The organism is Afipia broomeae ATCC 49717 (genome assembly GCF_000314675.2).
Taxonomy (GTDB): domain Bacteria; phylum Pseudomonadota; class Alphaproteobacteria; order Rhizobiales; family Xanthobacteraceae; genus Afipia; species Afipia broomeae.
Map to the genome: position 1 here is coordinate 982623 of NZ_KB375283.1, position 23048 is coordinate 1005670.

General features: G+C 62.5%; 22 protein-coding genes. 7 read left to right on the top strand and 15 right to left on the bottom strand.

Annotation, left to right across the window (positions count from 1 at the left end; all coding sequences use genetic code 11):
* Positions 1–60: 60 nt before the first annotated feature.
* The gene (locus HMPREF9695_RS17180; RefSeq protein WP_006022155.1) at positions 61–1158 is read right to left on the bottom strand and encodes a calcium:cation antiporter; all 1098 of its coding nucleotides are present in this window, start codon (positions 1156–1158) and stop codon (positions 61–63) included.
* A 113-nt stretch (positions 1159–1271) separates the two neighbouring features.
* Here HMPREF9695_RS17180 and HMPREF9695_RS17185 point away from each other — a divergent pair, with 113 nt between their 5' ends.
* The gene (locus HMPREF9695_RS17185; RefSeq protein ID WP_006022156.1) at positions 1272–1655 is read left to right on the top strand and encodes a VOC family protein; all 384 of its coding nucleotides are present in this window, start codon (positions 1272–1274) and stop codon (positions 1653–1655) included.
* 63 nt (positions 1656–1718) lie between these two features.
* Here HMPREF9695_RS17185 and HMPREF9695_RS17190 read toward each other — a convergent pair whose 3' ends face one another.
* The 5 genes from HMPREF9695_RS17190 to HMPREF9695_RS17210 all read right to left on the bottom strand — a co-directional run bounded on the left by HMPREF9695_RS17190 (position 1719) and on the right by HMPREF9695_RS17210 (position 6896).
* On the bottom strand, positions 1719–3119 hold the full coding sequence (locus HMPREF9695_RS17190; RefSeq protein WP_006022157.1) for an NAD(P)(+) transhydrogenase (Re/Si-specific) subunit beta: 1401 nt from the start codon (positions 3117–3119) through the stop codon (positions 1719–1721).
* A gap of 13 nt (positions 3120–3132) precedes the next feature.
* A complete protein-coding gene (locus HMPREF9695_RS17195; RefSeq protein ID WP_006022158.1) occupies positions 3133–3453 on the bottom strand; it encodes a proton-translocating transhydrogenase family protein in 321 nt (106 codons plus the stop codon).
* Positions 3454–3464: 11 nt separating this feature from the next.
* Positions 3465–4592: a Re/Si-specific NAD(P)(+) transhydrogenase subunit alpha gene (locus tag HMPREF9695_RS17200; RefSeq protein WP_006022159.1), complete on the bottom strand. Its 1128-nt coding sequence runs from the start codon at positions 4590–4592 to the stop codon at positions 3465–3467.
* Between the two features lie 70 nt (positions 4593–4662).
* Entirely contained in the window at positions 4663–4815 is a 153-nt protein-coding gene (locus HMPREF9695_RS17205; RefSeq protein WP_006022160.1) for an aa3-type cytochrome c oxidase subunit IV, read from the bottom strand.
* A 191-nt stretch (positions 4816–5006) separates the two neighbouring features.
* A complete protein-coding gene (locus tag HMPREF9695_RS17210) occupies positions 5007–6896 on the bottom strand; it encodes a M3 family oligoendopeptidase (RefSeq protein WP_006022161.1) in 1890 nt (629 codons plus the stop codon).
* A gap of 154 nt (positions 6897–7050) precedes the next feature.
* Here HMPREF9695_RS17210 and HMPREF9695_RS17215 point away from each other — a divergent pair, with 154 nt between their 5' ends.
* From HMPREF9695_RS17215 to mepK, 3 genes are all read left to right on the top strand, one after another.
* Positions 7051–8562, top strand: coding sequence for a sigma-54-dependent transcriptional regulator (locus HMPREF9695_RS17215; RefSeq protein WP_006022162.1), 1512 nt, complete (start codon positions 7051–7053; stop codon positions 8560–8562).
* A gap of 332 nt (positions 8563–8894) precedes the next feature.
* Positions 8895–10994, top strand: coding sequence for a L,D-transpeptidase family protein (locus HMPREF9695_RS17220; protein WP_006022163.1), 2100 nt, complete (start codon positions 8895–8897; stop codon positions 10992–10994).
* A gap of 390 nt (positions 10995–11384) precedes the next feature.
* A complete protein-coding gene (gene mepK / locus HMPREF9695_RS17225; protein ID WP_006022164.1) occupies positions 11385–13031 on the top strand; it encodes a peptidoglycan L,D-endopeptidase MepK in 1647 nt (548 codons plus the stop codon).
* A gap of 140 nt (positions 13032–13171) precedes the next feature.
* On the opposite strand, the gene HMPREF9695_RS17230 is transcribed toward mepK, so the two are convergent.
* A complete protein-coding gene (locus tag HMPREF9695_RS17230) occupies positions 13172–13444 on the bottom strand; it encodes a DUF2312 domain-containing protein (protein ID WP_006022165.1) in 273 nt (90 codons plus the stop codon).
* 175 nt (positions 13445–13619) lie between these two features.
* On the bottom strand, positions 13620–13922 hold the full coding sequence (locus tag HMPREF9695_RS17235; protein ID WP_006022166.1) for a DUF1244 domain-containing protein: 303 nt from the start codon (positions 13920–13922) through the stop codon (positions 13620–13622).
* 271 nt (positions 13923–14193) lie between these two features.
* On the opposite strand from HMPREF9695_RS17235, the gene HMPREF9695_RS17240 reads away from it, so the two are divergent.
* Positions 14194–14745, top strand: coding sequence for a DUF1036 domain-containing protein (locus HMPREF9695_RS17240; RefSeq protein WP_041712611.1), 552 nt, complete (start codon positions 14194–14196; stop codon positions 14743–14745).
* Positions 14742–16178, top strand: a complete 1437-nt coding sequence (gene pyk, locus HMPREF9695_RS17245; RefSeq protein WP_006022168.1) for a pyruvate kinase — start codon at positions 14742–14744, stop codon at positions 16176–16178. Before HMPREF9695_RS17240 ends, pyk begins: the two co-directional genes overlap by 4 nt.
* 240 nt (positions 16179–16418) lie before the next feature.
* Here the strand turns inward: pyk and HMPREF9695_RS17250 are convergent, their stop codons facing one another.
* The 5 genes from HMPREF9695_RS17250 to ykgO form a co-directional block, all read right to left on the bottom strand.
* Entirely contained in the window at positions 16419–16820 is a 402-nt protein-coding gene (locus tag HMPREF9695_RS17250; protein ID WP_006022169.1) for a phasin family protein, read from the bottom strand.
* 160 nt (positions 16821–16980) lie between these two features.
* Positions 16981–17370, bottom strand: coding sequence for a hypothetical protein (locus tag HMPREF9695_RS17255; RefSeq protein ID WP_006022170.1), 390 nt, complete (start codon positions 17368–17370; stop codon positions 16981–16983).
* A gap of 176 nt (positions 17371–17546) precedes the next feature.
* Complete coding sequence (locus HMPREF9695_RS17260; protein WP_006022171.1) at positions 17547–18515, bottom strand: alpha/beta fold hydrolase; 969 nt, start codon at positions 18513–18515, stop codon at positions 17547–17549.
* Between the two features lie 112 nt (positions 18516–18627).
* Complete coding sequence (locus HMPREF9695_RS17265) at positions 18628–19284, bottom strand: tetratricopeptide repeat protein (RefSeq protein ID WP_006022172.1); 657 nt, start codon at positions 19282–19284, stop codon at positions 18628–18630.
* A gap of 136 nt (positions 19285–19420) precedes the next feature.
* Complete coding sequence (gene ykgO / locus HMPREF9695_RS17270; RefSeq protein ID WP_002713372.1) at positions 19421–19546, bottom strand: type B 50S ribosomal protein L36; 126 nt, start codon at positions 19544–19546, stop codon at positions 19421–19423.
* A 330-nt stretch (positions 19547–19876) separates the two neighbouring features.
* On the opposite strand from ykgO, the gene HMPREF9695_RS17275 reads away from it, so the two are divergent.
* Positions 19877–20905 carry an acyl-CoA desaturase gene (locus tag HMPREF9695_RS17275; protein ID WP_041712617.1) on the top strand — a complete coding sequence of 343 codons (1029 nt, stop codon included), beginning with the start codon at positions 19877–19879 and terminating at the stop codon, positions 20903–20905.
* A gap of 84 nt (positions 20906–20989) precedes the next feature.
* Here HMPREF9695_RS17275 and HMPREF9695_RS17280 read toward each other — a convergent pair whose 3' ends face one another.
* Together HMPREF9695_RS17280 and HMPREF9695_RS17285 are read right to left on the bottom strand one after the other, a co-directional pair.
* A complete protein-coding gene (locus HMPREF9695_RS17280) occupies positions 20990–21955 on the bottom strand; it encodes a tripartite tricarboxylate transporter substrate binding protein (RefSeq protein ID WP_006022174.1) in 966 nt (321 codons plus the stop codon).
* Positions 21956–22020: 65 nt separating this feature from the next.
* Positions 22021–23001, bottom strand: a complete 981-nt coding sequence (locus HMPREF9695_RS17285; RefSeq protein ID WP_006022176.1) for a tripartite tricarboxylate transporter substrate binding protein — start codon at positions 22999–23001, stop codon at positions 22021–22023.
* Positions 23002–23048 lie beyond the last annotated feature (47 nt).

Here is a 23048-nt window from a genome sequence, read left to right on the forward strand (position 1 = left end):
ACGGCTTTGTCAGGAATTTTTAGACGTTCCCGGCAAGTCCCGGGCGGGGGCTGGATGCCGCTACGGTACCAGCACCAGGAAGATAAACATCGCGAACACCAGCATGTGAACCAGCCCGAACAGGATGTTGGTCCGCCCCGTTCCGAACGTCATCATGCTGACCAGCATGGTCATCGCCAGCAGCACCATATCACGTGCGTCGAGGCCGAGCACCAGCGGCTTGTCCAGCACATAGGCCGCGATGGCGACCGCGGGAACGGTCAGACCGATGGTTGCGATCGACGATCCGAGCGCCAGATTGATACTCTTCTGCAAGTCGTTCTTCCGTGCGGCGGCGAGCGCAGCGATGCTTTCCGGCAGCAGAACGAGCAGCGCGACAACAACACCCGCGAAGGCCGGCGGCGCGCCGATGGCCGCAGCACCCGCATCGACCACCAGGGAAAATTTCTTGGCGAGCAGCACGACAGCCACCAGCGACACCAGCAGCAAGGCGATACTCACTATCATCTCGCTGCCGGATGCAGAGGCATGATCGGCGGCTTGTTCCTCGCTCTCGACGATGAAGTAGTCGCGATGACGGATGGTCTGGGTGTAGAGGAAGACGCCGTACAGAACGACGGTGACAACGCTGACAAAGCCAAGCTGCGTAGCCGAATAGACCGGTCCGGGCGTGGACAGCGTATAGTTCGGCAGGATCAGCGTGATGGTGGCGATAACGATCAGAACACAAAGATAGACGTTGACGCCCGTGACCTGGAAATCCTGCTCGCGATAGCGAAGCCCGCCGGCGAGAATGCAAACGCCCACGAGGCCGTTGCACACGATCATCACCACCGCGAACACCGTATCGCGTGCCAGCGTCGGCACGGACTTGTCGCCGAGCATGATGGTGGCGATCAGCGCGACCTCGATGATGGTCACCGCCAGCGTCAGCAGCAGCGTGCCGTAGGGCTCGCCGATCCTGTGGGCGATCACCTCGGCATGATGGACAGCGGCAAACACGGTGCCGAACAGAATGACCAGCAGCACCGCCGCGAAGGCAAACCCTGCCGCTGTATGACTGAAACCGATCCCCGGAATCATCGTGCTTGCGAACAGCAAAACGGCCAGCGCGGGATAAACCCAGGCTGACCGCGGCATGTGTGTATGGGCACTCATTGGTTCACTCTACCGGCACGATTGCAAAAGGCATAGCTGGCGCAGAGGAAATTTGCGCCCGGAAGCGGGATACCGTAACCAAAGAGGACTATTTCTCGGAAGGAAACGCAAAAATGTTCTCTCATGTGATGATCGGGACGAACGATCTCGACAAGGCCAAGACATTTTATGACAAGCTGCTGGGGACGCTCGGCGTGCCGCCCGCGATCGTCGACCGGCATCGTATCTTCTATCGCACCAAAACCGGGACTTTCTCGGTGTCGAAGCCGATCGACGGCAAGCCGGCCACCCCGGCCAATGGCGGGACGATCGGATTTGCTGCCGCCTCGACCGCGGAAGCCGACGCCTGGCATGCGGCCGGGATCGCGAATGGCGGCACGACATGCGAAGATCCGCCGGGCATTCGCGAAGGCGGCGGTGTGAAGCTGTACATCGCCTATCTGCGCGATCTGGACGGCAACAAGCTCTGCGCAATCCACCGGCTGCCAAGGGAATAATAAAAAGAGGCCGTGCGCAGCGCACGGCCTCGATTGTTTCGGCGAATGGAAGGCGGCGTCGCCTTACATCGCCTTGACGATGTTTTCGGTCATCTTCTTGGCGTCGCCCAGCAGCATCATCGTGTTGTCACGATAGAACAGCGGGTTGTCGACGCCGGCGTAACCGGACGCCAGCGAGCGCTTGATGAACATCACGGTGCCGGCCTTCCAGACCTGCAGCACCGGCATGCCATAGATCGGCGACTTCGGATCTTCTTCCGCCGCCGGGTTGGTCACGTCGTTGGCGCCGATCACGAAGGCGACGTCGGCCTGCGCGAATTCCGAGTTGATATCCTCAAGCTCGAACACCTCGTCGTACGGCACGTTGGCTTCGGCCAGCAGCACGTTCATGTGGCCGGGCATGCGGCCCGCCACCGGATGAATCGCGTACTTCACCTCGACGCCTTCCTTCTTCAGCGTGTCGGCCATTTCGCGAAGGGCGTGCTGCGCCTGCGCCACCGCCATGCCGTAGCCCGGCACGATGATGACTTTCTGCGCGTTCTTCATGATGAAGGCCGCGTCGTCCGCCGAACCGAGCTTGACCGGCTTCACTTCGCCGGTTCCAGCGGCGCCGGCCGCGGCCGTCTCGCCGCCGAAGCCGCCGAGGATTACCGAGATGAAGGAACGGTTCATCGCGTGGCACATGATGTAGGACAGGATCGCACCCGAAGAGCCGACCAGCGCGCCAGTGATGATCAGCGCCGAGTTGCCGAGGGTGAAACCGATGCCCGCCGCCGCCCAGCCCGAATACGAGTTGAGCATCGAGATCACGACCGGCATGTCCGCGCCGCCGATCGGAATGATCAGCAGGGCGCCGAGCACCAGCGCGATGATGGTGATCATCCAGAAGTCGAACGAGCTCTGCGAGACCACGAGGCCGTAGATGAAGAACACCAGCGCCAGCGCAAGCACGATGTTGATGATATGGCGTGCCGGCAGGATGATCGGCGCGCCGCTCATGCGCCCCGACAGTTTCAGGAACGCGATCACCGAGCCGGTGAAGGTCAGCGCGCCGATGGCGACGCCGAGCGACATTTCAACGAGGCTCGATGCATGGATGTTGCCGCGGGTGCCGATGTCGAACGCGGCGGGCGCGTAGAAGGCACCGGCTGCGACCAGCACCGCCGCCATACCGACCAGCGAGTGGAAGGCTGCGACCAGTTCCGGCATCGAGGTCATCGGCACGCGGCGGGCAATCACCGCGCCGATGCCGCCGCCGATGGCGATGCCGAGGATCACGAGGATCCAGCCGGTCGCGCTCGTCGGCGGATGCGCTGCCAGCGTGGTAGCGATGGCGATGGCCATGCCGATCATGCCGAAGAAATTGCCCTGGCGCGACGACGCCGGGCTCGACAGACCGCGCAAGGACAGGATGAAGAGGACGCCAGCGACGAGATAGAGCAGCGCTGCGAGATTCGCGTTCATGTTCCCTGCCCCGTCACTTCTGCTTTTTCTTGTACATCGCCAGCATGCGCTGGGTCACAAGGAAGCCGCCAAATATGTTGATGCATGCAAAAACCAGCGCGACGAAACCGAACGCGCGCGCCCAGAGCGGACCGTCGTCGTTGCCGACCAGCGCGACGCCGGTCGCCAGCAGCGCGCCGACCACGATGACCGACGAAATCGCGTTGGTCACCGACATCAGCGGCGTATGCAGCGCAGGCGTCACCGACCACACCACGAAATAACCCACGAAAACCGCGAGAACGAAAATCGACAACCGGAACACAAACGGGTCGACAGCCTCAATTCCATGCATGTCGGCTCTCCTTATGCTTTCGGCTGGAAATTCGGATGGATGACAGCGCCGTCCCTGGTCAGCGCGGTGGCCTTTACCAGTTCGTCGTCCCACTTCACGGCGAGCGACTTGGCGGCCTTGTCGTAAAGCGTCTCGATGAACGACAGCAGGTTGCGGGCATAAAGGCTCGACGCCGATGCCGCGACCTTGCCGGCCAGATTGGTGTAGCCGACGATCTTCACGCCGCCGACATCAGCCACTTCGTTGGCCTTCGCGCCCTCGACGTTGCCGCCGCGCTCGACCGCAAGATCGACCAGCACGGAGCCCGGCTTCATCGACGCCACCATCTCGGCGGTGATGAGCTTCGGCGCTGGACGGCCCGGGATCAGCGCCGTGGTGATGACGATGTCCTGCTTCTTGATGTGTTCAGCGGTGAGCGCGGCCTGCTTGGCCTGATACTCTTTCGACATTTCCTTGGCGTAGCCGCCGGCGGTCTGCGCGTTCTTGAATTCCTCGTCCTCGACGGCGAGGAACTTGGCGCCGAGCGACTCGACCTGCTCCTTGGTCGCCGGACGCACGTCGGTCGCGGTGACCACGGCGCCGAGACGGCGGGCGGTGGCGATTGCCTGCAATCCGGCAACGCCGACGCCCATCACGAAAACCTTCGCAGCGGGCACGGTGCCGGCCGCGGTCATCATCATCGGGAAGGCACGGCCGAAGGCTTCGGCCGCTTCGACCACGGCGCGGTAGCCGGCGAGGTTCGCCTGCGAGGACAGCACGTCCATCACCTGGGCGCGGGTGATACGCGGCATCAGTTCCATCGCGAAGGCGGAGACGCCGGCATCGGCCAGCGCCTTCAGCGCGGCTTCGTTGCCGTAGGGGTCCATGATCGCGATGACCAGGGCGCCCTTCTTGTATTTCGTAACTTCGGAGGCTTCCGGGCGCTTCACCTTGATGACGATGTCGGCGTCCTTGACCGCGTCGGCGCTGACGACAGCGCCTGCCGCTTCATAATCCGCATCCAGCAGGCCGGACTTGATGCCCGCGCCCGGCTCGATCGCGACATCAATCCCCAATGCCTTGAATTTCTTGACTGTGTCGGGCGTCGCCGCAACACGCGGCTCGGCCGCATCGACTTCCTTGGCTATCGCAATCTTCATGACGCCTCCCGCAGCCGTTCGGCCGCGCATGACTTAATCACCGGCTACGCCGCCGGTACAACGAATTCAATCAGGTGAGAAAGATCGCCATCAGGGCGACGATGGCGATGACGGCAATCGTGCCGTACTTCGTCATCATGAGAAAACCTTCGTAGGTCTGCTCGTGCGCGGGATAGTCCATGCCATCCGCCGTGGTGTACGCAACTTCGTTATGGTCAGACATCAATCCCCTCCAGCGCCATTCCCAATTGTGACGCGAATTAGCCCAATTGCGAGACAAGGGCAACTTTCGTCGTAGGCCGATTCCAAGGATTAAACACGTCCGCATGCAAGCCATGCAATGGCCCCGGCGGAAATTTCCGCGATGCGGAACGGGAAGTCCGGCCCGCCCGGCAATTGCCTCGATAAGAGAGGCTATCCCATCTCCTCCAGCTCGGCGATCAGGTTTTCGATCACCGACAGCCCGCCGTCCCAGAATTTGGGATCCTTGGCATCCAGCCCAAACGGTTGAAGAAGTTCGGAATAATGCTTGGTGCCGCCGGCCGACAGCATCGCGAGATAGCGGTCGGCAAACCCCTCCGAGGCGTTCTCATAGACCGCATACAGCGAATTCACGAGACAGTCGCCGAAGGCATAGGCGTAAACGTAGAACGGCGAATGGATGAAATGCGGGATATACATCCAGTACGTCTCGTAGCCCGGCTTGATCTCGATCGCCGGCCCGAGGCTTTCGCCCTGCACGCTGAGCCAGATTTCGCCAATGCGCTCGGCGGTGAGTTCGCCGTTGCGGCGCTCGGTGTGGATCGCGCGCTCGAACGAGTAGAACGCGATCTGGCGCACAACCGTGTTGATCATGTCCTCGACCTTGCCGGCGAGCAGCGCCTGGCGCTCCTTCGCGTTTTTGGTCTGGGCCAGCAGCCGCTTGAAGGTCAGCATCTCGCCGAACACGCTGGCGGTTTCCGCCAGCGTCAGCGGCGTCGGCGCCATCAGCGCGCCCTGCTTGGCAGCGAGCACCTGGTGCACGCCATGGCCCAGCTCGTGCGCGAGCGTCATCACGTCGCGCGGCTTGCCCTGATAGTTCATCAGCACATAGGGGTGCGCCGACGGCGTGGTCGGATGCGAGAATGCGCCAGGCGCCTTCCCCGGCCGCACCGGCGCATCGATCCAGCGGTCATCGAAGAAGCGCTCTGCGATGCCCGCCATCTGCGGCGAGAAATCGCCATAGGCTTTCAGGATCGTGCTCTTGGCGTCATTCCATCCGATCTGACTTTTTGCCGCGAACGGCAGCGGCGCGTTGCGGTCCCAGTACGGCAGCGTCTTCTTTTTGAACCAGCGCGCCTTCATCTTGTAATATCTGTGAGAGAGCCGCGGATACGCCGCGCGCACCGAGGCGACCAGCGCATCGACGACCTCGCGCTCGACCCGGTTCGCAAGATGGCGCGAATCCGCGATGTCCTGAAAGCCGCGCCAGCGGTCGGAGATTTCCTTGTCCTTGGCGAGCGTGTTGGTGATCAGCGCAAAGGTGCGCTCGTTGGCCTTGAAGGTTTTCGCCAGCGCCTGCGCCGCAGCCTTGCGCTTTTCCGGGGCGCGGTCCTGCAACAGCGTCAGCGTCGGCTCGATCGCGAGTTCCTTACCGCCGACCTTGAAGCGAAGCGCCGAAATGGTCTGATCGAACTGCCTGTTCCAGGCGCCGTAAGCCGTCTGCGACTTCTCATGGAACAGTTGCTCGACGCGGTCCTCAAGCTGATACGGCTTGTCCTTGCGCAGGTCCTCGATCCAGGGCCGGTAGTGATTGAGCGACGGCACCGCCATCGCGCGCTCGATCACCACGTCATCGACACGGTTGAGTTCGAGCGCGAAAAACAAAAGATGGGTCGAGGCCGCGGTGATGCGCTCGGACACGTCGCCGTAGAACTTCGAGATCGCCGCATCGACCGTATTGCCCGCGTGCGCGAGCCCCGCATAGGACGCCAGCCGTCCGGCAAGATCATCGATCGCCTCGTAGTTCCTGATCGCCTCGGCCAGCCACTCACCGCCGTTCGGCGCCGCGACCTGCTCCGCGATCTTGCCCTTGTAGGCGCTCTCGAACGCCACACAGTCGGCATCGAGCTTATCGAGATCGCGTGCCACCTCCGGCGCATCGATCGCCGGGTAGAGGTCGGTCAAATTCCACTCCGGCAGCTTGGCTGCCTTGCCTGACGCGCCAGCCGCCTTTTTGGCGGAGGTTTTCGCCTTGGAAGCGGTTTTGGTCGCAGGTTTGGATTTTGCCGGAGATTTGCGGAGAGCAGATGTGCGCGAAGCCATATTTCAATCCGTGATGTTCAAGAACTTACAGAACGCGTGACGATTGCAGCGGTTGTGGACAAAGCCAACTCTTAAGAGGTCGTTAATCGGCATCGGCCAGAGTGCCCCGATTCGAGACATGTTGTTGAGATAGTCCAGAGTTGCGGGGAATGCCATGGTTGCCACCATCCTGATCGCCGACGACGATGCCGTACAGCGGCGCCTCGTCGAGAATATGGTGCAGCGCTGCGGTTACGACGCCGTGACAGTGGACAGCGGTGATGCCGCCCTCGCCCATCTGATCGATCCCGACACCAAACCCGTCGATGCCCTGGTGCTCGATCTCGTCATGCCCGGCCTCGACGGCATGGGCGTGCTGGCCAAGATTCGCGATATCGGCCTCGATCTGCCGGTGATCGTGCAGACCGCGCACGGCGGCATCGACAACGTGGTGTCGGCGATGCGCGCCGGTGCGCACGATTTCGTGGTGAAACCGGTCGGCATCGAACGTCTGCAGGTGTCGCTGCGCAATGCGCTCAACGCCAGCGCACTGAAGGGCGAACTTCAGCGCATCCGACATCGCCGCGAAGGCAAGCTCACTTTCGCCGACATCGTCACCCGATCCGAAACGATGAATCACGTCATCGCGATGGGCAAGAAGGCCGCCGGGTCCACGATTCCGGTGCTGATTGAAGGCGAATCCGGCGTCGGCAAGGAACTGATTGCACGCGCTATCCACGGCTCCTCCGAGCGCAGCGCCAAGCCTTTCATCACGGTGAACTGCGGCGCGATCCCGGACAATCTGGTGGAGTCGCTGCTGTTCGGCCACGAGAAGGGCGCGTTCACCGGCGCCACCGAGCGCCATGCCGGCAAATTCGTTGAAGCCAATGGCGGCACACTGTTCCTCGACGAGATCAGCGAGCTGCCGCTGGCCGCGCAGGTGAAACTGCTGCGCGCCTTGCAGCAGGGCGAGGTCGAAGCCGTTGGCGGGCGCAAGCCGGTGAAGGTCGATGTGCGGATCGTATCGGCGACCAACCGCAATCTGCTCAATCAGGTGAAGGCCGGCGCCTTCCGCGAAGACCTGTTTTACCGGCTGCATGTGCTGCCGCTGACGATTCCGCCGTTGCGGACGCGCCGCGAGGACATCCCGCATCTGGTCCGTCACTTCATGGCGCGCATCGCCGCCGAAGAGAACCGGCCGGTCACCGGCGTCAGCGGCGAAGCCATGGCGCTGCTCGGACAGATGCCGTGGCCGGGCAATGTCCGTCAGCTCGAAAACGCGGTTTACCGAGCGATCGTGATGGGCGACGGCGGCCAGCTCGGACCGGATGACTTTCCCCAGACCGGCGGAATGTTCCCGGTTTCGCCCGACGCCGAACCGGTGATTTTGGACAGCCCGCCCTCCTCGCCGACGGATATGGTTTCCGGTGCCGAGATACCAATTGCCCCTGCCCCTGTGCCCCACAAATTTGCGCCGGCGTATGGCACCCTGGCCATGCTCGGTGAAGACGGCGAGGTCCGGCCGCTTGACGATATGGAAGCTGAGACCATCCGCTTCGCCATCGCCCATTATCGCGGACAAATGTCCGAGGTTGCGCGGCGGCTGAAGATCGGCCGCTCGACGCTGTACCGGAAAATCGACGAGGCTGCGGCCTCCGGCAGGGAACCTATCGACCCCACGCGCTGACGCGCGAATCACCGCCCCATGGAACGAATCCACGGCTTTTTCGCTTCTCTCATTGAACCGTTGCGGTCCGGTGACAGACGGAGGAAAAGCGCGCGGCAATGCGCGCAAATCGTTGCAAGAAATGCCGAATTGAAGTCATTTCTCTGGAGTTGACTTCGAGTTGATCCGGCGGCGACTGGCCGCGTCAAGCTGGCGCGTGTACCGTTTCGCAGTGTTTTCAATGCGGGATTGCGTAGCAAAGTCCGATCAAGCCGGCGCTTTTGCAACAGGTACTGACGGAAACCAACATGAGCTGTTCCATGCCGGGGCAGTGTCGTCCAAGGGGTGCGAGAATGCATGACTTTTCGACCGGCCACCGCAAGGGCCCGACAGGCTTCGACCGGGTCCTGATGGCTGTTGCAGCCACCTTCCTCACCATGGCCGCGACCAGCGCCATGGCTCAGTCGGGTCCGGCAAAGAGCCCCGCAGATCTCGCCATCGACGCTGCCGTTCCGCTTCCCGAACCTGCCAACGTACCGCCGCCAACCGCGAGCGACTTCAAGCCCGACGCCGCAGCAGCCGCGCCTGCCGCAACGGCTCCGAAGAAGGACGAAGCTGCAGCACCGGCTGCGGCTCCTGTCACCACCGCAACCGTTCCTCCCGCTGCGACAGCGCCGACCGCAACGCCGCCAGCCACCACGCCGCCGGCAGCCGCAGCAGCAGCGCCGGCCGTTGAGCCCGCCAAAGCCGCTCCCGCTGTTGCCGCCGCCGATCAGCCGGTCGCCGATAAGCTGCGCGACCTGATCGCGACCAAGGGCGCGCGCTACTTCGACCGCAAGAACGAGCGCACCGCCGTCGAGAATTTCTACAAGGATCGCAACTACGCGCCGCTCTGGAGCGAAGGCGGCGCAGCCACCGCGCGCGCCAAGAGCGTGATCACGCGTCTCAAGGACGCGGGCAGCGAGGGCCTCAATCCTGCTGATTATCCGACACCGGATTTCGCTGCCGCGACCACGCCCGATGCACAGGCCGAAGCCGAACTGCGTCTGACCGAAAGCATGCTCGACTACGCGCGCCACGCCCAGAGCGGCCGCATGCACTTCTCGCGCGTCAGCGCGGATATTTCCTATCCCGAACATCCGGTCGATCCGGTCGAGGTTCTGATCAACGTCTCGACCGCAAAGGACGCCTCGGCAGCGCTCGAGGGCTATAACCCGCCGCACAAGGGCTACAAGGGCCTGAAGGCGAAGCTCGCCGAACTGCGCGGCATCACCGAAGACACCTCCAAGCACATCGCCGAAGGCGACACGCTGAAGTTCGTCAAGCCGACGAAGAAGAACGCGAACCCCGTCGTGATGGAAGACGAGCGCGTGCCGGCGCTGCGCGCGAAGCTTCACGTCACCGAAAACTCCGACGACAAGCGCTACGATGCGGCGGTTGCGGACGCGGTTCGCAAGTTCCAGTCGAACAACGATCTGAAGGCGACGGGCGTGCTCGATAACGCCACCGTCCGCGCCATGAACGGCCCGAAGAACGACCGCAAGATCGACATCGTGCGCGCCAACATGGAACGCTGGCGCTGGCTGCCGCGTGAGCTCGGCGCGAAGCAGCTCGGCGATGCCTACGTGATCCTCAATATTCCTGATTACACGCTGAAGCTGATGCACAACGGCAAGCAGGTCTGGACCACGCGCGTGGTCGTCGGCAAGCCGGGCAAGCACGCTACCCCTGAACTGACGGAGACGATGAAGTTCATCACCGTCAACCCGACGTGGAACGTGCCGCCGTCGATCATCTACAACGAGTACCTGCCCGCGCTCGCGCAGGACCCGACCGTGCTCGACCGCATGGGACTCAAGCTCGCGCGCGCCGCCGACGGCAGCGTCCGCATCTCGCAGCCGCCGGGCGAGGCCAACGCGCTCGGCCGCATCCGCTTCAACTTCCCGAACAAGTTCCTCGTCTATCAGCACGACACGCCGGACAAGCACCTGTTCGCCAAGGAGGAGCGCGCCTTCAGCCACGGCTGCATGCGCGTGCAGAATCCGGATCAGTACGCGGCGAATCTGCTGAGCATCGCGCTGCCGAAGGAAGGCTACACGCCGGAAAAGATCAAAGCCCTGTACGGCCGCAGCGAACTCAACATCAACTTCCCGACGCCAATCCCGGTCAATATCACCTATCAGACGGCGTTCGTTGACGACGCAGGCAAGCTCGAGTTCCGCAAGGACATCTACGGCCGCGACGCCCGGGTAATTTCGCTGCTCAAGGGCAGCGAGGGCAAGGAGATGGAAATGGCCGTCTCCCACGCCCAGCCGAACTATGTCCGCCCGACCAACGTCCGGGTTCCCGGCGACAGCTTCGCCAGCAACAGCGGCATGGGCTTCTTCGAACGCCTGTTTGGAGCGCCGACCCCGCCGGCGCCGGTCCGCGGCCAGCGCCGCGTGGTTCGCTAAGCGACGGATTCGGCCGAAAACGGGTCCATTTTACCCGGTTTTACAAGTTCCAGGGCTCCGCCAACCGCGGGGCCCTTTTTGTTAACCATCGCCCACAAAGCATTCCGCCCCGGATCGGCCTACCGGCCCTTTTTTGCCATACTCGCAGCGGCATACTGGCCTTCACGGGCCTGTGACAGACTTGGGCAAGACTGATTAAGACTTGGGATCGCTAAAGACTTGGGCAACTAAAGACTTGGGCAGACGAGACTTGGGAAGCTGACTGAGAGGCCTCAGGCAGGGATTGGTAAATATCGATTAACCCTCCTGCCTTAGGACTATGTTCATCCTCTCCCGTTGCGTGGGGTAGCGGGGGATCACCTAACAGACTGACGGCTGACGGGATTCTGAGTGGCGGGCGGTTTTCCACGCAGCATTGGCTTTGAATGGCTTTCGCGCACCTCGGTGCGCGTCGGCCTCGCCTCGCTGCTGCTGGTCGCGACCAACGCCCGCTCCGTCCACAACGCCACCGCCGACGGCGACACCCGCACCCTCTCCTTCCACCACACCCATTCCGGGGAAGACCTCACGGTCACCTTCAAGCGCAGCGGCCGCTACGACGAAGCCGCGCTAAAGAAACTGAACTACTTCCTCCGCGACTGGCGCAGCCAGGACCAGACCACGATGGACCGCCGTCTGTTCGACATCGTCTGGGAAGTCTACCGCGACGTCGACGGCAAGCAGCCGATCCAGATCATCTCCGCCTATCGCTCGCCCGCCACCAACGCCATGCTCCGCCGCCGCTCCTCGGGCGTGGCGCGTCACAGCCAGCACATGCAGGGCCACGCGATGGATTTCTTCATCCCCGGCGTGCCCCTCGAACAGATCCGCTACGCCGGACTTCGCCTGCAACGCGGCGGCGTCGGTTTCTACCCCACCTCCGGATCGCCGTTCGTGCATCTCGATGTCGGCAGCATCCGCCACTGGCCGCGCATGACCCACGACCAGCTCGCGCGCGTCTTCCCCGATGGCCGCACCGTGCATGTGCCGACCGACGGCAAGCCGCTGAAGGGCTATGAGCTCGCACTGGCCGACATTCAGCGCCGCGGCAATGGCGAGGATGTCGCCGCGCCGTCGAAGTCGAAGACTTTCCTGGCCTCGCTGTTCGGCCGCAAGACCGCGGATGACGAGGAAGAAGCCGGCAACGACGCTGTGACACAGGGCAAGGTCACGCAGGTGGCGATGGCCGCAGCCGACAAGGCCAAGGACGCCGCACAAGCCACCGTCACCGCCGCCGAGAAGGTTCTCGAACGCGTGCCGCTGCCGCGCGCGAAACCCGCAGGCGCAGCGTCCTATCAGGTCGCTTCGGCCGAACCCAAGGCCGTCGCCCTCGCGAAAGCCCAACCTACGCTTAAACCAGTTCCTACCGACGAATACGCCCCGCAATCACCCATCGACATCATCAACGCCCGCGGTTTCTGGGATAACGAGCCGGCGCCGAAGCCTGCAGCAGCGCAGGCGCAGATCGCAGCCCTCAAGGCCCGCGGCGCTGTCGTCGCCGCCGATCCGCAGTTCACTGCAAGCCTGCCGCAGAACGTCTCGCAGGCGCTCGCCTATGCGCCGGCCAATGCTCCGCTCGACCGCGCCCAGATCGTCGCCGCCAGCGCGCCCGTTCCGCGCAGCAACTCGCGCGTCGCGGCGCTCGCTCCCAATCCGATGTCCGGCGCGGAGATCAAGGCCAACGATGCGGCGATCGGGAAAACCCGCCAGGGCCCGATCGCAACCTCGGCGCGGATCAAGCAGGCCTCCCAGACCAACGACATCTGGATGCGCGCGATGATCCTCGCGCCCAGCGCCAGCACGTCGCTGTCAGTCTCGTCGCTCGGCGATCAGGACATGACCGTGATGCGCGTTCACTTCGTCAAACCGAACACCGCAGTAGCGATGACGTTCTCGGAAGATCCGCAGATGGGCATCGTCTGCGAGAAGTTCACCGGCCCGGCGACGGCGACGCTGTCGACCACGTCGTTTGCAATGCGCACCGCCTCGCTGCGGTAAACCGTCATTGCCGGGCAATAGCCGTTCGAAGAACGGCGTCGCTTCGCTCGCCTATGACCCGGCAATCCCTCTTCTTCTCTCAAAATCCTTGGATGGATGCGCGGGTCAAGCCCGCGCATGACAGACAGTGTGTGAATGCCTCACAGCATCCCCAGCGCCTGCATATACGTCTCCAGGATCGTTTCCTGTTCCTGACGCTCGTCGGCATCCTGCTTGCGCATGCGGATGATGGTGCGCAGCGCCTTGACGTCGAAACCGTTGCCCTTGGCCTCGCCATAGACGTCCTTGATGTCGTCGCTGATGGTCTTCTTCTCTTCCTCGAGACGCTCGATGCGCTCGATGATGGCCTTGAGCTGCCCCTTCGCGAAGCTGTGCGCGGTGTCGTCGTTGTCTTTCTCGGCAGGCATGGCCATCGGAGATACTCCTGAACTCGATATGAGGCTTTAGGGAAGCGTGCGCGGAGGCACGTCATTGGCGGGTCACACTCAAGAGTGGGGGCTGCCCCGTCAAGGCGGAGTCGCGGTCATCCACAGTGACCCACAGAAGAAAGAAAAGCCGGCGCCGGCGCGCCGATTTCGCTTGCGTGTTTCAGTGACCGGCGTGGCTCTTCTTCAGCGCCGCCTGCTGCTCCGGCGTCGCGTCGGTCTGATAGGTCGCCTTCCAGGTCTCGTACGGCATGCCATAGACCGCCTCGCGGCTGTCGTCCTTGCTCAGCGCCACGCCCTTCGCGTCGGCGGCCTCCTTCAGCCAGTTCGACAGGCAATTGCGGCAGAAGCCCGCAAGGTTCATCAGGTCGATATTCTGCACGTCGGTCCGTCCGCGCAGATGCTCGACCAGCCGTCGGAAAACCGCTGCTTCCAACTCCGTCCGGGTCTTGTCATCCATGGCCATGGTCATTTTTCCGCCATTTCATCCGTCGTATGAGCCGTCCCATAAGGGCTTCTAACATGGGACCGTATCCGGTGATTTTCCATATGGCGGAAAAAACCAAACCAGCCCACATCGCAACGCGGCAAGTGGCCTATTAATGCTTGCGCACGGTTTGGCGAAACCGCCAAGCCCCCTTATAGTGACGGGACCTGACCGGACATGAAATCTCAGCTTTTTGCCGATCATGGTCAATGTGTTACGCGAAATCAACGAACGGTTGATAGTACCTGGTATGACAGCCACAATCTCCCGCCGCATGACGCTTTCCCGCACGATCACCGCCGCCCTCACGGGGCTTGTCGCGCTGATCGGGCTGTGTGCGTGGAGCGCGCCCGCAGCCGCGGATTTCCGGCTCTGCAACAACACGTCGAGCCGGGTCGGCATCGCACTTGGCTACAAGGACAACGAAGGCTGGGTCACCGAGGGCTGGTGGAACGTGTCGTCCCGGGCCTGCGAAACCCTCCTGCGTGGAACGCTTGTCGCACGTTACTATTATATCTACGCCATCGACTATGACCGCGGCGGAGAGTGGTCGGGGCAAGCCTTCATGTGTTCGCGCGACAAGGAATTCACCATCAAAGGCACGGAAGACTGCCTGGCGCGCGGTTTCGACCGCACCGGCTACTTCGAGGTCGATACCGGCGACCAGCGCGCATGGACCGTGCAACTGACCGAATCCAACGAACAGAACCCGCGCTCGCCAGGCCTTCCCGGCATGCCGAATGCGCCGGGGGCTGCACAACCCGGCGCACTTCCCGGTGCAGCTCCTGGAAATCCTAAATGAGACGTCTGCGACGCATTAAAATTCTCGCCACGCTTGGACCGGCATCGTCGGACAGCGCCTCCATCCGCAAGCTGTTCGAGGCCGGCGCGGACGTGTTCCGCATCAATATGAGCCACACCCCGCACGACAAGATGCGTGAGCTTGTGGCGACGATCCGCAGCGTGGAAGGCAGTTACGGCCGCCCGATCGGCATTCTGGTCGATCTTCAGGGGCCGAAGCTGCGGCTGGGCAATTTCGAGAACGGCTTTGTCGAACTCAACAACGGCGCGATGTTCACCCTCGATGCCGATCCGGCGCCGGGCAACAAGACCCGTGTCCATCTTCCCCATCCTGAAATTCTGAAAGCGTTGCGGCCGGGCCATGCTCTTCTGATCGACGACGGCAAGCTTCGCCTGATCGCGGAGGAGACCTCGCCTGACCACGCCCTCGTGCGCGTGGTGACCGGCGGAAAAATGTCGGACCGCAAGGGCGTCAGCCTGCCCGACACCGATCTGCCGGTGTCCGCAATGACACCGAAGGATCGCGCCGACCTGGAGGCTGCGCTGGAAACCGGCATCGACTGGGTTGCACTGTCGTTCGTGCAGCGCGCCGAGGACGTGATTGAGGCCAAGAAGCTGGTGCGCGGCCGCGCCTCGATCATGTCGAAGATCGAGAAGCCGCAGGCGATCGACCGTCTCGCCGAAATCATGGAGGCCTCCGACGCGCTGATGGTTGCGCGCGGCGACCTTGGCGTCGAATTGCCGGCCGAACGCGTGCCCGGACTCCAGAAGCAGATGACGCGCATGGCGCGGCGCGCCGGCAAGCCGGTGGTGATCGCGACACAGATGCTCGAATCGATGATCACGTCGCCGGTGCCGACGCGTGCCGAAGTCTCGGACGTCGCCAACGCCGTATTCGAAGGCGCGGATGCCATCATGCTGTCGGCGGAATCCGCCGCGGGCAAATTCCCGGTCGAGGCGGTGCTGACCATGAACCGCATCGGCGAGGAATGCGAACGCGACCCGACCTATCGCGGCGTCATCGCTGCGCAGCGGCCCGATCCTGAAGCGACCGCAGGCGACGCCATCGCCGATGCAGCGCGCCAGATCGCCGAGACGCTCGATCTCTCCGCCATCATCTGCTGGACCAGTTCAGGCTCCACCGCGCTGCGTGTTGCGCGCGAGCGGCCGAGGCCGCCAGTGGTCGCCATCACGCCGAGCGTCAATACCGGGCGCAAACTGTCGCTGGTGTGGGGCGTGCATTGCGTGATCGCGGAAGACGCGCACGATCAGGACGACATGATCGACCGCGCGGGAAGCATCGCGTTCCGTGACGGGTTTGCGAAAGCCGGCCAGCGCGTGATCATCGTTGCGGGCGTCCCGCTCGGCACGCCGGGCACGACCAACATGGTGCGTATCGCCTATGTCGGCCCCGACCGCGAAGCCGACATCTGACGCCAGTTCGGCTCTACTTCGCTGACTGGCCCGCCGTCTCCTGACCCATGTCACGGGGGGATTCCATTTTCCAGTCAACGCGTCCGACTGAGGACCGTAGAGACGCATCGCCAGGTTGAATGACCATTCGAGACCACAACAATTCCGTTGTGAGCAAAGCACGATCGGCGACGAGCAAAAATTCTGTTGCGCCGGCATGCGGCCGGGCACTACCTCCGTGGCACCCGGCGAATGCCGGAGTCAGGCAGCCTTGTCGGTATGAATGACCGTATCGCGGAGTTCCCGCGCGTTGCGGGTCGCATCCTCGACAGTCCCCTGCGTCAGCTTCATCATACGCTGGGCTTCTTCACCGTACTGGGTGAATGCGGTTTGCCAGAACTGCGCGTACACCTGCTGCAGATCCTGCAACGAGCGGCAATCGTGGATCGAGCGGAATAACTGGGCATCCTCGCGGAGCCTCATCCCGACAAACTCGGACCATTCCTTGCCGACCGACTGCATGTTGGTGCTGACCTGGGCGTTGAACTTCGCGATTTCGTTCAGCATGGTTCCGTTCATCTCGCTGACGCGCGCGAGATCGGGAAACGGAATCGTTTCCGCGACTTTGCTGAAAGCATTGTCATTGTTCGATGAGGTTGTCATGTCCGACCTTCATTCTGCTGGAGCGAGAAAAGGACGCGTATAACGACGACACTCGATCATCGATCGATGGCAGCAGTATGATGTTCAGCGCATCGTGATCAAAAGAGAAACTTCTCCTCCGATGCACGTGCATGTTGCGCGTGCGAGCCGAGCGAACGATCTATCGCGGCGTGGCGGCCGTGCGGAGTTCGTTCCGAACCACCAGCCAGCCGAACAGCAGCATATCGCCGAGCAGGACAAGCGATCCGATGCCTGCATAAGGCTCACCGGCCTTGTTGCCCGCGTGCAGCATGGCAACACCCACGGTCAAGGCGATCGTGCCGACGATCCAGATCCAGACCTGCGCCAGCGCGATACGCGAAACTTCCAGCGCCGGATGAAGGCGATAGAAAATCCCGAACAGAAACAACGACACCCAGCCCAGCAGGTTGAGGTGAGCGTGCGCGGGCATGGAGGAATGGTCCTGCGACATCGCCATGACGATGCCCCAGGACATGCCGATGAGAACCGCGATGACAGCGGCGAAAAAACTCAATGACGAAGCTTTCACGGAAATCTCCAATCAAAATCAAAATTGAGAAATGCGGCACGCGCCGCTGCGAAAGACGCCGAACTAGCAATGGCGGGATCAAAAATCAACGTGCGCGGGTCCGTCGCCACCAAAATTGCTTGCAGTTGCGTGGCAATCTGCCCCGTGGGCGTGTCAGTGACGGCAGTCCGAGCGAATCAATCAGACCTGCGCGCGGTGGCCGAGACCGCCTGCGCTTTTGCGGATATCGCCTCGATCTCCGCCACGATCAGGTCTGTTGCATAAACCTGCGGCATGTGGCCGCCATTCGGCAACACCACGAGTTTCGTCTGCGGCACAGCCTCCGCAAAGGGGCGGGAATGAATATCGGTCGAAACCGTCTTGTCGGCGTCGCCAGCGATGATCGTCACCGGAACCCGGATCGACGGATAATTCGGTGACTGCTTCGCCACTTCCGCCTTCAGCGTCGTGAGATCCCGAGCATTGTCGAGAAAGACCTGCGGCCGCAACACCATGCGCACCGCGGTCGCATCGATATAGCCGTCGGGCATCGTCTGTGGCGCGAAGACATAACGCGTTCCGCCATCAACGAGAAACATGCCCAGCGGCAGCGTGATCGTATAGGCGAGCAGCGGGCCGATCACCGGAATGGTCGCGATCCTGTTGAACCGTCCGACCCCACCCGGCCAGGGATACGCCACCGGCGACAGCATCATGATGGCCGCGACCCGCTTGGAATATTGCATCGCCAGCGCCGGCATCATCGCGCCGGCCCACGAATGACCGACGAAAATGGCCTGATCGACACCGAGCTTGCCCAGCGCCTCGTCGATCATCCGGGCCTGAATCGCGGGCGTCGAATCCTCGGTGCGGTCGCGCGTGCTCCAGCCGTGGCCCGGCCGGTCGATCAGGAGGACGCGATGATCTTTCGCCAGCCGCTCGCCGAGCGGCTGGCGCATGGTTTGCAAGCTCGAACTCGCGCCGTGAATGAGGACGATCGGCAGACCGGGCGCGTAAGTCGGGCCCAGTTCGACGACATGAAGCCGCGCTCCCTTGACGTCCACAAACTTGCCCTGCGCCGGATAGGTGCGTTCGAGCACAAGAACGCCGGCCTGTGTGACCAGCGCCAGCACCGCCAGCGTGACCACAGCCGCCAGAACAATCATGGAAAGAATCCGGGGAATTTTCTTCACGGCGGGAAATACGAACGACCGATGAATAGGTTTCACGTCAAAACAAACCGGCCGGTATGCCGGTCAGAATACAATAAATGACTGGTTAAATATCGCGGCCTTCAACCTTCTCGGACAGGGTCTTCACGAGATCGGGGACACGTTCAAGGTACGGGTTGATGGCAAGCGCCTTGCGGAAGGCGTCCAGCGCGTGCTTTTCGTCGCCGGTCTCCTGCATGATCATGCCGAGACCCGCCAGGGCGCCAAAGTGGCGCGGTTCGCGGATCAGCACCTGCCGGATATCTTCCATCGAGCGGCTGTAGTCGTTCTGAAGGTAATAGATCGTCGCGCGCCGGTTCCAGGCCTCGATGTAATCGGGGCGCAGCTTGATGACCGCATCGAGCAGTTTCAGCGCCACATCGGTATCCTTGCTGTCCAGCGCAAGCTTGGCCCGCGCCATCAAGAGCGCCGCCGTATCGCTCGGCGTCGCGGTCCATACCGCCCAGATTCGGGCTTCGACGGCCTTGGCGCTCTCCTGATCCGGCGCGGCCTTCAGCGCGCCGAACAGAAAATCGAGATTCTTGGCCTTGTCGCCGATCACGCGCGGGAGCTTGGCGGGCGGCTGCGGCAGTTTCTTCTGCTTGCCTGGCGGGGTGATTTGCGGAGCCTGTGCCGCGGCGGGGGTCGCAGCGAACGCCACGAGCGTCAGAGCGACGATCGCGAGTTTCAGGACAGCCGTGGTCCATTCCGTCTTGGATGCCATGACGGAAAGTCTAAACGCGGAAAGCGCCGCGTGCAAAGCACCAGCGGCGTCAAACGGCTGTGATATGGGGGAAGTTCTGGGCTAGACCTGCCAGCCGCTGGCGGCTGGCGACATCATCGAACAATCGGGCGGCGAATCAGCCCTGGCGCGCCTTGAAGCGGCGCTGAACCTTGTTGATGACATAAACCCGGCCCTTGCGGCGGACCAGACGGTTGTTGCGGTTACGGCCGCGCAGGGACTTCAGCGAATTACGGACCTTCATGGGACAATGCTCTCTGGAAGGCCGCGTTGCAGGCCGAGTATGAAACCGTTGGTTGATGGGCATATCCCGCAGGCCAGGCCGCGCGGGACAGGGCGGTTTCTATGCCATCGGTGGCACAAATGTCAATCCGATCAGGCAAATTCAGCCCCCTGCAACCGGGTCAAATTGCCCCGAACGGAACCCGGTTTCGGACTTTTCCCGGCCCAAATGTCTCTCTAATCAAACATCTAGAACCGTTCGCGTCCCCCGTCCTTCATCTTCGGCGGCGCATGCGTTAAACACGGCCTTGGCCCCACCCGGAAGGCAGTTTTGGACCCTTTGACCGCTGAAATGACTAACAATCGTCCGGCGGCCGCGAAAGCCGTCCCCCTCCCCGGCACCGCGGAGCCCGGATTGTCCGGCCGTCTGCCGCTGCCCGCCGGGGTCAATCTCAACCGCATTGAATGGGGGGCCGCCCTCCCCATCCTGTTTTACCATCTGGTCGCGCTGCTCGCCTTCATCCCCTGGTATTTCAGTTGGACCGGGGTGATCGTGGCCGTCATTGCTGCCCGCCTGAGCGGATTGCTCGGCATCAATATCGGCTATCACCGTCTGCTGACCCATCGCGGCTTCCGCTGTCCGAAATGGTTCGAGCATGTGCTCGTGGTCATCGCCATTTGCTGTGTGGAGGATACGCCGGCCCGTTGGGTCGCTGTGCATCGCCGTCATCATCAGCACGCCGACGAACAGCCGGATCCGCACAGCCCGCTGGTGAACTTCCTGTGGGGGCACATCGGCTGGCTGATCATCAAGAATCCCGAGCTCAACCGCCTCGGAATCTACGAGCGCTACGCCAAGGACATCCTGCGCGATCCCTTCTATGTCGCGCTCGAGCGCAACTGGCTTCAGCTCAAGATCATCCTCATTCAATGGCTGGTGTTTTTCGGCCTCGGCTTTCTCGCTGAGCTGGCGATGGGCGGGACTGCGATGCAGGCGTTGCAGTTCGGGCTGAGCATCCTGATCTGGGGTGTGTTCGTGCGCACGGTGTTCGTCTGGCACCAGACCTGGGCGGTGAACTCCATCACCCATCTGTGGGGCTACCGGAACTACCAGACCGACGAAGACAGCCGGAACAATATGGTCATCGGTCTCCTTGCGCACGGCGAAGGCTGGCACAACAATCACCACGCCGATCCGCGTTCGGCGCGTCACGGCCACAAGTGGTGGGAGTTCGACACCACCTGGCTGACCATTCGCCTGTTCGAGAAGCTCGGACTTGCGACCGATGTTGTCGGACCAAGTCCGTATGTGATGAAGGCCGCGGCCACCGCGGGCCAGACCATCACGACGCACGGTCCTGACGGCACCCCGACCCACTAGGCGCGGCGCGTCTCCGGTCCAGCCAATCAAAAGCCCGCCCCGGACAATCCGGAGCGGGCTTTCTGCAATCCTTGAGACCGGCTGCTATTGCTGCGGCACGTTCGCGGTCTTCACGACGTTCGCCCACTTGTCCATCTCGGCATCCACAAACTTCGTGAAATCCGGGCCGGAAAGCTTTCCGGGCTCGACGCCCTGTCCGGCAAACTTCTCGCGCGTGGCGGGCGAGGCGAGGATCTCCTTCATGGCCGCAACCAGCTTGGTGTAGGCGGGGTTGCCATTCGCGGCCGGCATATAAAGGCCGAACCACGCGGTCGCCTCGAAACCCTTCACACCGGCCTCATCCAGGGTCGGCACGTCGGGCAGCGAAGCGACGCGCTCCTTGCTGGTCACTGCAAGTACGCGGATGGTGCCACCGGACGCTGCGGGCAGCACCGTCGGCAGCGTGTCGAACATGATCGGAATATGTCCGCCAATCAGGTCGTTCATCGCAGGCGCCGCGCCCTTGTAGGGAACATGCACGATGTCGACGCCGGCCATCTGCTTGAACAGTTCGCCCGACAGATGATTGGCGCCGCCGATGCCGGCGGAGCCGAACGAATACTTGCCGGGCTCCTTCTTGGCCATCGCGATCAGTTCGGCGACGTTCTTGGCGGGGAAGTTCGCCGTGACAACGAGGGCGTTCGGCGCGCTCGCCACCAGAGCGACCGGAGAAAACTCCTTGCGCGGATCGAACGGCAGCTGCTTGTAGAGGCTCGGGTTGATGACGTGATGCGTCGCGGTCAGCAGCAACACGCTGCCATCGTTCGGCGACTTCGCCACCACTTCGGAGCCGATGATGCCCGAAGCGCCGGCGCGATTCTCCACAATGGTCGTGACGCCGAGCTTCTCGCCGAGATACTGGGCGACAAAGCGCGCCAGAATGTCGGTGGTGCCGCCGGCCGGGAACGGCACGATGATCTTCACATTGTTGACGGGAAACTGCTCGCTGGCGCTGCCGGGCGTGGTGACCAGCAGGAACACGGAGCAGATCGCGGCAAATAGTGACTTCATGATTTCAACCTGACTTGAGTTTGTATGGCGAGCATGGTCCTCGCCAGTGGGTTCGATCCAACCGTTCAGGGCTGACGCAGCAACTTGGCGCGCTCAACCAGCGAGCGTTCGGAGAGATAAAATTCGCCGGCCCACTGCTGATATTCGCCGGGCGGCTTCTGCCACTCCGTCTGACCCAGGGTCACCAGCAGCTTCTTGTATTCGTCGCTGTCGGCCGCGGCCTTGAAGGCCTTGTACAGCCGCTCAACGACGGCGGCCGGCATTCCCTTCGGTCCGACCAGTCCATACGGCGCAGGGTAAACCAGATCGTAGCCGAGGCTCTTGGCTGTCGGCACGCCGGGCAGTGACGCCACCGGCTGCGGATCGAACGACAGCAGCACGCGCATCTTGCCCGATTCGGCATAAGGCAGAATGGTGCCGATGGCATCGACCGTCGACATGGTGTGACCGCCGAGAACCGCGGTCACGGCTTCGCTGCTGCCCTTGTATCCGACATGGGTGATCTTCACGTCCGCCATTCCGGCCAGCGCTTCCGCGAGCAGATGCATGGTGGTGCCGGCGCCTGCGGTTGCGACCGTGAGAACGTCGGGATTCTTCTTTGCGTAAGCGAAAAAATCGGCAGGTGTCTTGAGCGGCGAGTCGGTGTTGACCGCGAGCACGAAGGTGTAGCCGCCAAGACCCGCGATCCAGGTGAAATCCTTGATCGGATCCCAGTCAACTTTCTGCATGTAAGGGTAACGCAGCAATCCCGCAGTCGCCGCCGCGATGGTGTAACCGTCGGGCGCTTCTGTTTTGGCCATCGTCGACGGGGCCAGCGTTGCACCTGCGCCCGGCCGGTTTTCAACAATGATCGGCTGTCCGAGATCCTTTGCAGCGAGTTCGGCAAGCTTGCGGAATGTGGTGTCGGTCGCGCCGCCAGCCGCGAAGCCGACCAACAATCTGATCGGCCGGGTCGGATAAGCATCCTGAGCTATCGCGATCTGCGATGTCGCAGCCATCAAGCCCACTGCAACCAATGCAGAGCGCATCACATCCAAATACCGCATTTACGTCTCCCTCCTGTTCCGGATTGTTTCCGGTTCTTGATCTGTCG